The sequence below is a fragment of the Gilliamella sp. Bif1-4 genome, assembly GCF_001690535.1.
Taxonomy (GTDB): domain Bacteria; phylum Pseudomonadota; class Gammaproteobacteria; order Enterobacterales; family Orbaceae; genus Gilliamella; species Gilliamella bombi.
The window spans coordinates 115,719-126,507 of record NZ_LZHC01000047.1 but is presented as its reverse complement, the minus strand read 5'-3'; the positions used below and the strand labels follow the sequence as shown (position 1 = coordinate 126,507).

The following is a 10,789-nucleotide window of genomic DNA, read 5'->3' as shown; positions in this document are numbered from 1 at the left end:
GATACATCTCCTTCCTCATCACCGAAAGTACTTTACAACCCGAAGGCCTTCTTCATACACGCGGCATGGCTGCATCAGGGTTCCCCCCATTGTGCAATATTCCCCACTGCTGCCTCCCGTAGGAGTCTGGACCGTGTCTCAGTTCCAGTGTGGCTGGTCATCCTCTCAGACCAGCTAGAGATCGTCGCCTTGGTGAGCCCTTACCCCACCAACTAGCTAATCCCATATGGGTTCATCAAATGGCGCATGGCCCTAAGGTCCCATGCTTTGGTCTCTCAACTTTATGCGGTATTAGCAGTCGTTTCCAACTGTTGTCCCCCTCCATTCGGCAGATCCCCATACCTTACTCACCCGTCCGCCACTCGTCATCAAGTGCAAGCACTCATGTTACCGTTCGACTTGCATGTGTTAAGCCTGCCGCCAGCGTTCAATCTGAGCCATGATCAAACTCTTCAATTTAAAGTTTGATACTCAATAACTGTCTCTGACATATTCAAATGAATCTTCAGTGTCACTTATCAAGACTTTTATCTTTTAAGTCCGTAGACTTTTAATCTTTTGTCTCGCAAGTGCCCACACAGATTGTCTGTTTCTTCTTTTTAAAGAGCTAACAGCTTTTACTTCTTCATCAACCTTTCGTTGATTCAGTTTGCTGTCTCAAGGGTTGCGTATACTACACCACACCTTTTTATTCGTCAAGATCTTTTTTTTAAATTTTCGATCTCACTTAATCACTAACTTTCCGTCTGCTTGTCGCTGACTGCGTGTCAGTGGATGCGCATTATAGGGACTTCTTTTTTTTTAGCAAGCAAAAAAGATAAAACAATCATCTGGTCGCGCAAATTTTAATCCGTTAAATTTTAATAGTATGATATTTATTAAGATTATAATCAGCTAATTTTTTAATCAACTTTTCTACAGACTGAGTATAAACTGTACTTAATACAATATTTTCGGACGCAGAAGGAACTATTTGGTCTAGTCTATATTTATCATTTAGTAAATTACAGACCCTTATTGCAATCGCATAGCCTGAATCTATTAATCTCGTTTGAGGAAAAAGCGTCTGTAATTCTGTTTTAATAAAAGGATAATGCGTACAACCTAGTACTATTGTATCAGGGATTGTTTGTAGCCCAAGCCAAGGTTGCATTAGTTCTTTTAACTGTTTCATATCTACAGTAATACCTTGCAATTTATTTTCGGCTATAAGTGCTAATTCCGATAAACCTAACAATCTAACTGTACAATGCGCGGCAAATTGCTGTATTAAATCAGTTATATAAGTCCTTTCAACTGTTGCTTTTGTTGCTAATAATCCTATACATTTATTTTTAGTAAGTAAGCTAGCTGGTTTAATTGCTGGTACAACGCCAATAATAGGAAAAGAAAATTTAGCGCGCAAACTAGGCAAACAAATAGTACTAGCTGTATTGCAAGCAATAACAGCTAAATCAATTGGATAAAATTTAGTAACAGCCTCAATGACAGAGTTCACTCTATTAATTAAAAACTCTGATGATTTATCACCATAAGGGAACATCTCATTATCGAATACATAGATATAGTGTGCATTAGGTATTTTATTGTAAATTTCATTATAAACAGATAAACCACCAATACCTGAATCAAATACTAACACTGAAGGCGATTGTTTTACGATATTCATTTTAGCTATAGGACATTAAATAATAAATTAGAAACGCTTCATATCGTAAATTGATTAAAAATTAATGCAAGTATTTTACCCAAGCTAATGTTGCATTTAGTTCCATAAATTATGGGCTAGACGTCTAGACGGTAAAACTGCTAAAATAAATATATACTAAAACTAAATATTATATTCCAAGCATTGTGCAAGAATAAGTTAAGAGGGTATTCTATGTCAGAGTTTCTATTTACTTCGGAATCTGTTTCAGAAGGTCATCCAGATAAAATTGCCGATCAGATATCTGATGCTGTACTTGATGCAATTTTAAAACAAGATCCAAAAGCGCGTGTTGCTTGCGAAACATATGTAAAAACAGGTATGGCCTTAGTTGGCGGTGAAATCACTACTTCAGCTTGGGTGGACATTGAAGAATTAACTCGAAAAACAATTAATGACATTGGATATACCAGTTCAGAAATGGGATTTGATGCAAATTCATGTGCGGTGCTCAATGCCATTGGCAAACAATCTCCTGATATCAATCAAGGGGTTGATAAAAATGACCCTCTAGCTCAAGGTGCTGGTGACCAAGGTATTATGTTTGGTTATGCTACCAATGAAATGCCAAATCTAATGCCTGCTGCTATAAGCTATGCTCATGACTTAATGCGCCGCCAGGCAGAAGTTAGAAAAAATGGTACACTTCCTTGGTTAAGACCTGATGCAAAAAGCCAAGTAACATTAATTTACCAAGACGGTCGGATAAAAGGTGTTGATACAATCGTTCTATCAACTCAGCATTCAGAAGGTATTGAGCAAAAAGCATTACATGAAGCCGTCATGGAAGAAATCATTAAACCGACATTGCCAGCCGAATGGTTAACACCTAGAACAAAATACTTTATTAATCCAACTGGACGTTTTGTTATTGGTGGCCCTATGGGAGACTGTGGACTAACTGGACGCAAAATCATTGTCGATACGTACGGTGGAGCAGCTCGTCATGGTGGTGGTGCCTTTTCTGGAAAAGATCCTTCAAAAGTTGACCGCTCAGCAGCTTATGCCGCACGCTATGTTGCAAAGAATATTGTTGCTGCAGGACTTGCTGACAGATGTGAATTACAAATATCTTATGCAATTGGTATTGCCAATCCTACATCAATCTATGTCAATACTTTCGGCACAGAAAAAATCCATCACGATAAAATTGTATCGCTTATTAAAGAATTCTTTGATTTAAGACCTTATGGATTGATCCAAATGCTTGAGCTAATTCAACCGATCTATCAACAAACTGCAAGTTACGGTCATTTTGGTCGAGATATATTCCCTTGGGAAAAAACTGATAAAGCGGCACTACTACGTGATGCAGCAGGACTATAAACGCATACCAATTTATTTACATAATCAAACTATGGCTTGTTTAAGAACTCACTTAATGCAAGCCAATCAACGTCTACATTCCCAATATAAAGAGCCTAAGATCATTTATAAACCCAAAGGCAGTATTGCTGGTAGTGCCTTTTTAACACGTTGGGAAATTCAACTTAATTCGATTATGTTGCTAGATAATGGTACTCAATTTATTGAGGAAGTTGTGCCTCACGAATTAGCACATCTCATTGTCTTTAAAGAGTTTGGCAAAGTAAAACCACATGGTAAAGAATGGCAATATATTATGTCAGAAATATTAGGAAAAATCCCTGCAACAACTCACCGTTTTCCTATTCAACGCAATACTTATTTATACTACTGCAGTTGTCAACAACATCAATTAACCTCAATAAGACACAACAAAATTCAAAATAATAAAACTAGTTATTTATGTCGTAAATGCGGTACTATACTCAAACTTAAAAGAGCCATTTAGTACTAAGATATTATATGTGTAAGTTAGATTTTCATTTTTACAAAAGTTCGTTATTAATTCTCACTCTTGGCATTATCCTATATATTACGGGAAATTGGTTCATACCTTTATACAATGGAATGACGGTTGTAGTGATTGAACATATTCAATCTCTCTTCTTATTATTTATGTGCTGTTATACCTATTATTATGCAAAACGAGTATCTGAACATTCTGAGCTTTATAGATTTTGGATTTGGACAATTTTCTGGTGGTTTATGCTTTTTGGTCGAGGAATTAGTTGGGGAAGAGACTTTTTCCCTGAGGTACCTCGTTTCTATTATAAAATCATTGCGAGTATATTAATAGCGATCCCAATACTAAGTATATTTTTACCCACCATTCGCCGAGAAATTGCTCGTCGCTACAAATACGAAAAAATACCATTTTGGCATATATTCTTTGCTTTTTTATTCTTAGGTATAGCTGATATTGCTGAACATCGCCGTATTGGACATGAATTTCTAGTTATAACAAAAGAGCGAAAAGATCTCATTGAAGAATTAATGGAAATTCCTTGTCTTCTTTGTTTATCCTTAATAACCTTTTATATGCAAAAAAATGAAAAAAAGAGAGTAGATTCCCTATGCTAAGCTACCGCCACAGTTACCATGCAGGAAATCATGCAGATGTATTAAAACATATTGTTTTAACATTATGTATTGAATCATTAAAGGAAAAAGAAAAGCCTTTTTTATATTTAGATACACACTCGGGGGCTGGACGATATCTATTAAGAAGTGAGCATGCAGAAAAAACGGGTGAATATTTATCAGGAATTAATTTACTATGGCAACAATCTAATATTCCTGAATTGCTTAATACATACATATCGGTACTAAGACGCTATAATCCTTTTGAGGAAATAAAATATTATCCTGGTTCACCATTAATTGCCAAGCAATTATTACGTGAACAAGACAAGCTCAACCTTACAGAGTTACACCCAACTGATTACCCTTTATTAAAACAAGAATTTAGTAAAGATAAACGAACAAAAGTTTTACGTGAAGATGGATTTTCCCAATTAAAATCAAAGTTACCTCCACTATCTCGTCGTGGAATAATATTGATTGATCCTTCTTATGAAATTAAAGACGATTATCAAAAAATCCCTGCAGCATTATTTGAAGCATATAAACGTTTTGCAACAGGTGTTTACTTAATTTGGTATCCTGTGGTATCTCGTACACAAACTCAAAAAATGATTGATAATATTGTTAACTTAGGCATAAAACGAATTTCACAATTTGAGCTGGCAATAAAGCCTGATAATAACCAAAAAGGCATGACAGCATCAGGGATGATAGTAATTAACCCACCATGGAAATTACACGAACAAATGCATACAATTTTGCCATGGCTAAAAACAACACTAGACGTTGGAAAAACAGGAAATTTCATCATTAGAGAGCTAAATGGAGTTGATCCTTTGTATTAACCATGGGCATCCTTGACATTTTTAACATCTCATGCAACATGCTAATGAGGCCATACGGATAATTTCTTGCTAGCTTATCGTAGCGTTTTGCTATACCTCGATAAGGTTTCAGCCTAGCAAAAGCATTTTCAACCAAATGATGATATTTATATAGAAACAAATCAATATCACTTTTTCGTGAGGTACTGGGTATAGCCCAATAAATGCGTTAATTTCTTGAAAAATTTCCCCATCGGAAGTAACGATGGGGAGTCGTTTTTAATGATGATCAATAAAAATAAATTTTAAAACAAATAGTAAAGCAAAAATTATTACACAAAGATTTAATTGTTTAAATTTGCCAGTAAAGGTTTTTAACACTACGTAAGAGATAAAACCCAGTGCAACTCCTTCAGTAATTGCAAACGCAAATGGCATCATGATTGCTGTAATAAAAGCGGGTGTTGCCTCTGTTAAGTCAGACCAGTTAACTTTAACTAGGCTTGAAACCATTAAGATCCCAACAAAGATAAGTGCGCCTGATGTTGCATAGGTAGGTACTAAATGTGCCAGTGGCGAGAAAAAGGCTACCAATAAGAATAATAGTCCAACTACTACTGCGGTTAATCCTGTTCGACCGCCCACAGAGATACCTGCGGAACTTTCAATATAAGTTAACACTGATGATGTACCAAATAATCCACCCAAAGAGGAGCTAAAACTATCAATTAACAGCGCTTGACGCATTTTGGGGAATCGACCTTTTTCGTCACTAATTCCTGCTTTATCTGTTAGTGCTAAAATAGTGCCTGATGAGTCGAATAAGCTGACAATCATTATTGAAAAAATAACGCCCATGATACCGATATTAAGCGAACCTGCTAAATCTACATGACCAACAACACTAGTTACACTTGGTGGCATAGATATAATACCTTGGTAAGTAATATTTGGATCGAGCCATAGTGCTAATAAAGTTACAACTAAAATTGAAATTAATACTGCTGCATGAAAGTTACGAGCCGCTAAAATAACAATGATGAAAAAACCTAGTGATCCTAATAGGACTTTAAGCGATAAGATATTCCCCATAGTTAATAGTGTGGAAGGAGAAGCTACTACAATACCCATATTTTGAAATCCCATAAAAGCAATAAATAGTCCAATACCTGCACTAATACCTACACGCAAACATTGTGGAATATGTTCAATTAACCAGTGACGAACTTTAAATAGTGATAACGCAAAAAAGATTAAAGAACCCCAAAATATCGCTCCCATACCAATTTGCCAAGAATAGCCCATTGCCCCACATATGCCATAGGCAAAAAAGACATTAAGCCCCATGGCAGGTGCTAATGCAATTGGTAAATTGGCAAATAGCCCCATTAAAATGGTAGCAAAGGCTGTTACGATACAAGTTAGAACAAAAACAGCAGAAGTATCCATACCTGTTGCTGATAAGATGGAAGGATTCACGAAGATGATATAAACCATTGTTAAAAAGGTAGTACAACCAGCGATAATTTCAGTACCGATAGTTGTTTTTTTCTCTTTCAATTGAAAGGTTTTTTCGAATATTGACTTCATAAGTTTAGGCCTAATTTAGATTGATAAGTAAGAATAAAAGTTTATAAACAGTTTTACCTATTTTTTTACTAAAGGGGAAAATAAAAAAGATGAGGAGTACTTACTCCGCACCTTCAATTAAACAAAAATGTTTCAGCGTCAATTATTGCTAGTTATTTATTTTGGTCAAGCGTTATTCTAGTTATTTCTCTTTGCTGTATTATAATGCTACAGAATCAGGTTTATTTAACGTGATTTTTACTTTAAGAATTCTATGACTTTCTATTTCAGCTACTTCAAATAAGTAATCACCAATTTGCAAAGTTTCACCAACATTGAGTAAATGTTGAGCTTTTTCCATTAATAGCCCTGCTAGGGTATGATATTCACGTTTATCATCAATCGGTATTGGTACAAAACGGACTAGCTCTTCAACTGGAATATAACCATTAGCAATCCAGCTATTATCATCTAGACATTGAATATCATGTTTAGCATCAATTTCCTCTTCTTCTGTTGGAAAATCACCAGCAATGGTTTCGATAATATCCGTTACCGAAACAACCCCTTGCATTGAACCAAATTCATCAACCACAAAAGCAAAATGAGTTTTGGCCTTTTTAAATTGTTCTAATGCAACCAGTAACGATACGGTTTCTGGAAAGATTAAAGGTTGTTTGATTAGTGAGTGTATATCGATCGGTGCTTTGCTTTGTAGCACATCTTTTAAAAGGTCATTAACTTGGATAATGCCTAAAGGCTCATCAATTGAGTCATTATCAGTGACAACTAAACGAGAATGGGGATTATCAAAGATTTCTTTTATTATAACATCACGATCGTCATTAATATTGATCATATCAACATCAAGTCGAGATGTCATAATGCTACTGACCGAACGCTGTGCAAGTCCAAGTACTCGTTCAACCATGCTGAGTTCTTGATGATTAAACACTGATACTTTTTTATTAGCATCGGATACGATATCAATATTATGAGTATCGGGATCTTCCTCAGCATCACCTTTTAGTAGATGTAAAATAGCTTCGGCAGTTCGTTCTCGTAGCGGTTTTTTATTTAATGCTTTACGGCGATTTAATATGGCTAATTGATTAAAAAATTCAATCATGATTGAGAAACCGATCGCCGCATATAAGTAACCTTTTGGAATAATAAAATCAAAACCTTCGGCAACAAGGCTAAATCCTATCATTAATAAGAAGCTCAAGCATAGGATCACAATGGTTGGATGGGCATTGACAAAATTAGCCAATGGTTTGCTTGCAACCATCATAATGCCTATTGCTATACAAACGGCAATAATCATCACTGGGATATGTTCGACCATTCCAACAGCTGTAATAACTGAATCAAGCGAGAACACAGCATCAAGTACAACTATTTGAGCAACGACAGTCCAGAAGTGGGATGTCTTTTTAGGTTTACCATCTTCATTTGATGTGCCTTCAAGGCGTTCATTGAGCTCCATGGTAGCTTTAAATAACAAAAATATACCACCAATTAGCATAATTAGTTGTCGGGCATTAAAACTGATCTTGGATATTGAAAATAGCGGTGTAGTGAGTGTGACTAACCAACCCGTAAACATTAATAATAAAATTCGAGTGATTAATGCAAAGGCAAGACCGGTAACGCGGGCTTTATCTCGTTGTTGGGGTGGAAGTTTCTCGGCAAGAATGGCTATAAAAACAATGTTATCAATACCAAGGACGATTTCAAGTACAACCAGAGTGGATAAGCCAATCCAGATTGTAGGATCCATGATCCATTCCATATGTCAGGTGATTACCTCTAATAAATACAGCACATGCTGCGTTGTAATTCTGTCTGTAATTGAGCAAATAATCAATAAAATATTTATAAAAATTGCATATCTTGTTAAAAACTTTCAGGTAACTATGTGTTTCAGTATAAATTTAGCTTTTCCAAAATGTTGGTGTGAATAAAACTAGTAAGGTAAATATTTCTAATCGCCCAAATAACATGTCAACCACCATTACCCATTTTACTATATCACTGACACTAGCAAAATTATCACTTACACTACCAAGACCGACCCCCAAATTGTTCAGTGATGATGCTACTATATAAAAAGAATCAGTGGCATCAATGCCTGTTGCCATAATAATAAATAAGCTAACTAAAAAGACCAACGTATATGCAGAAAAGAATCCCCAAATCGCTTCGATTATGCGTTCAGAAACCACGCGATTATTTAATTTTAAAGTATAAATAGCGTTAGGATGAATAAGGCGCTTTAGTTCACGTGAGCCTTGCATAAACAAAATTAACACACGAACCACTTTTAAACCGCCACCCGTTGATCCCGCACAACCACCAATAAATGAAGCGCACAATAAAAAGATTGGTAATGATGATGGCCATGTGTTGATATCATCGACACTAAAACCTGCTGTTGATGATATGGATACCACTTGTAAAATAATTTTATCAATGCTCAGGCGGTGTGGTTTATAGAAATAAATAACAATTGTGCAGATAGCAACTAGTATCAGTAGAATAAATATAAATGTTCTGAACTCTTGATCACGCCAGTACTCTTTAATCGAAAAGCCACTTAGTGCGGCAAAATGGAGCGCAAAATTACAACCAGATAAAATCAAAAAGAGGGTGACGATGTAATTGATTACTGGACTGTTAAAATAGGCTAAATTATCATCATGGGTTGAAAACCCTCCCATTGATATCGTGGAGAAACTATGTGACACAGCATCAAATACATTCATACCAGCCAGCCAGAGACAAATAGCACAAAGCGTTGTTAGTAAAATATAAATTGACCAAAGTGTTTTAGCTGTTTCAGCAATACGTGGACGCATTTTACTGTCTTTTTGCGGACCGGGAATTTCGGCACGATAAAGTTGCATTCCCCCTACTCCCAGTAATGGTAAAATAGCAACAGCTAGCACGATAATCCCCATTCCTCCAAGCCATTGCAATAATTGGCGATAGAAAAGTAAAGCTTTAGGTAGATGATCTAACTTAACAATTGTGGTGGCACCAGTTGTGGTTAAGCTTGAAAATGATTCAAAAAATGCAGTATTTAAATTTAAATTAATATGTGTATCAAAAATAAAAGGAAAAGCGCCAATTGATCCTAGAACAACCCAAAATAGTACGACGATAAAAAAGCCTTCGCGTGTGCTCAGCTCGTGGCGATGATTACGATTAGGAAACCATAGTGCAATTCCTAAAATTAAGGCAACAAAAAAAGAGCGAACAAAAATTGCACCAGCCCCATCGCGATAGATTAATGCAACAAGTGCTGGTAATAACATGAATATCGATAATAGGGATACTAATAAACCGATAATTCGTAAAATTGATCGCCAATGCATCATGATGATAGTCTCTACTTAAATCCACGTGATGCTTTGATAAGATCATAGGCCGCTTGAATCTCTTGTGCACGTTTTTTGGCGGCTTCAAGCATCTCTTTCGGTAAGCCTTTCGATACTAACTTATCAGGATGATGCTCATTCATTAATTTACGATAAGCTCTTTTTATTTCTGAGATTTCAGCTGTAGCTGCAACACCTAAGATTTTGTAAGCATTTTGTAGGTCGGATTGTGGTGAGCGACCTTGATAATTTCCATAATTATTACTGCGTTGGTATTGGCCTCGTTGTCCGTGTTGGTTACTATAGCCATTTTGACGGAAGTGATAACTTCCCATCATCATTTGGATATATATTGCCATTTGTTGACGTGGAATATTAAATTCTTCAGCCACAATAAATAAAATTTGTTGTTCTTTTTCGTCTAAAACGCCATCAACTAATGCGGCTTGGATCAATTGCTCACAAAAAATATTTAACACATTACGTCGAAAACGATATTGTGCGTATAGCTCAGCCAAACGAGATCTTAATGGGTAGTCACTTGCTTTACCATTATTAAATGAATCTTGTGCTAGTTTTCGGCCGTTTCGGTCAAGTTGTAATCTATCCATAAATTGGCTGGCAAGATTAATATCATCTTGTGTGACGACCCCTTTAGCTTTACTTAAGTGACCTAGAACTTCAAAAACAACAGTTAAATAAAGTGTTGGATTTGCTTGTGTTCTTTGTTCGGTCAATTTATTACAAAACGTGCGGTAAAGCATTGGTCCAACAAAAAGCCCAAGAATAAATCCCCATCCTGTTTTTAATACAGTGCTCAAAACAAAGCCTGCAATTATTGCCCAGATAAAAGACAT

At 35.9% G+C, this 10,789-nt stretch carries 9 protein-coding genes, 1 rRNA gene and 1 pseudogene; 4 read left to right on the top strand and 7 right to left on the bottom strand.

Annotated elements, in window-relative coordinates:
• Positions 1–459 (bottom strand): 16S ribosomal RNA (locus A9G25_RS07470); the annotation flags it as partial.
• Between the two features lie 394 nt (positions 460–853).
• Positions 854–1,669, bottom strand: a complete 816-nt coding sequence (gene murI / locus A9G25_RS07465; protein WP_065626401.1) for a glutamate racemase — start codon at positions 1,667–1,669, stop codon at positions 854–856.
• A 213-nt stretch (positions 1,670–1,882) separates the two neighbouring features.
• Between murI and metK the strand changes: the two genes are divergently transcribed.
• The 4 genes from metK to A9G25_RS07445 all read left to right on the top strand — a co-directional run bounded on the left by metK (position 1,883) and on the right by A9G25_RS07445 (position 5,001).
• On the top strand, positions 1,883–3,034 hold the full coding sequence (gene metK, locus A9G25_RS07460; RefSeq protein WP_065626400.1) for a methionine adenosyltransferase: 1,152 nt from the start codon (positions 1,883–1,885) through the stop codon (positions 3,032–3,034).
• On the top strand, positions 3,018–3,521 hold the full coding sequence (locus tag A9G25_RS07455; RefSeq protein WP_065626399.1) for a SprT family zinc-dependent metalloprotease: 504 nt from the start codon (positions 3,018–3,020) through the stop codon (positions 3,519–3,521). Before metK ends, A9G25_RS07455 begins: the two co-directional genes overlap by 17 nt.
• A gap of 119 nt (positions 3,522–3,640) precedes the next feature.
• Positions 3,641–4,153, top strand: a complete 513-nt coding sequence (locus tag A9G25_RS07450) for a hypothetical protein (RefSeq protein ID WP_141671778.1) — start codon at positions 3,641–3,643, stop codon at positions 4,151–4,153.
• Positions 4,147–5,001 (top strand): 23S rRNA (adenine(2030)-N(6))-methyltransferase RlmJ, encoded by an 855-nt coding sequence (locus A9G25_RS07445; protein ID WP_065626398.1) that lies wholly within the window; start codon positions 4,147–4,149, stop codon positions 4,999–5,001. Before A9G25_RS07450 ends, A9G25_RS07445 begins: the two co-directional genes overlap by 7 nt.
• A gap of 21 nt (positions 5,002–5,022) precedes the next feature.
• Here the strand turns inward: A9G25_RS07445 and A9G25_RS12345 are convergent.
• The 5 genes and pseudogenes from A9G25_RS12345 to djlA all read right to left on the bottom strand — a co-directional run.
• A pseudogene (locus tag A9G25_RS12345) lies at positions 5,023–5,173 on the bottom strand (IS5/IS1182 family transposase); the annotation flags it as partial.
• An 86-nt stretch (positions 5,174–5,259) separates the two neighbouring features.
• Positions 5,260–6,570, bottom strand: a complete 1,311-nt coding sequence (locus A9G25_RS07440) for an NCS2 family permease (RefSeq protein WP_065626397.1) — start codon at positions 6,568–6,570, stop codon at positions 5,260–5,262.
• 199 nt (positions 6,571–6,769) lie between these two features.
• Complete coding sequence (locus A9G25_RS07435; RefSeq protein WP_065626396.1) at positions 6,770–8,344, bottom strand: TerC family protein; 1,575 nt, start codon at positions 8,342–8,344, stop codon at positions 6,770–6,772.
• Positions 8,345–8,486: 142 nt separating this feature from the next.
• A complete protein-coding gene (locus A9G25_RS07430; protein WP_065561201.1) occupies positions 8,487–9,929 on the bottom strand; it encodes a TrkH family potassium uptake protein in 1,443 nt (480 codons plus the stop codon).
• Between the two features lie 14 nt (positions 9,930–9,943).
• A complete protein-coding gene (djlA, locus tag A9G25_RS07425; protein WP_034913354.1) occupies positions 9,944–10,789 on the bottom strand; it encodes a co-chaperone DjlA in 846 nt (281 codons plus the stop codon).

Coding starts and splice junctions, on each gene's coding strand:
- A9G25_RS07440 (WP_065626397.1), bottom strand. CDS start 6,570: ATGAAGTCAATATTCGAAAAAACCTTTCAATTGAAAGAGAAAAAAACA.
- metK (WP_065626400.1), top strand. CDS start 1,883: ATGTCAGAGTTTCTATTTACTTCGGAATCTGTTTCAGAAGGTCATCCA.
- murI (WP_065626401.1), bottom strand. CDS start 1,669: ATGAATATCGTAAAACAATCGCCTTCAGTGTTAGTATTTGATTCAGGT.
- A9G25_RS07455 (WP_065626399.1), top strand. CDS start 3,018: ATGCAGCAGGACTATAAACGCATACCAATTTATTTACATAATCAAACT.
- A9G25_RS07430 (WP_065561201.1), bottom strand. CDS start 9,929: ATGCATTGGCGATCAATTTTACGAATTATCGGTTTATTAGTATCCCTA.
- A9G25_RS07445 (WP_065626398.1), top strand. CDS start 4,147: ATGCTAAGCTACCGCCACAGTTACCATGCAGGAAATCATGCAGATGTA.
- A9G25_RS07435 (WP_065626396.1), bottom strand. CDS start 8,344: ATGGAATGGATCATGGATCCTACAATCTGGATTGGCTTATCCACTCTG.
- A9G25_RS07450 (WP_141671778.1), top strand. CDS start 3,641: ATGACGGTTGTAGTGATTGAACATATTCAATCTCTCTTCTTATTATTT.
- djlA (WP_034913354.1), bottom strand. CDS start 10,789: ATGTCTTTTATCTGGGCAATAATTGCAGGCTTTGTTTTGAGCACTGTA.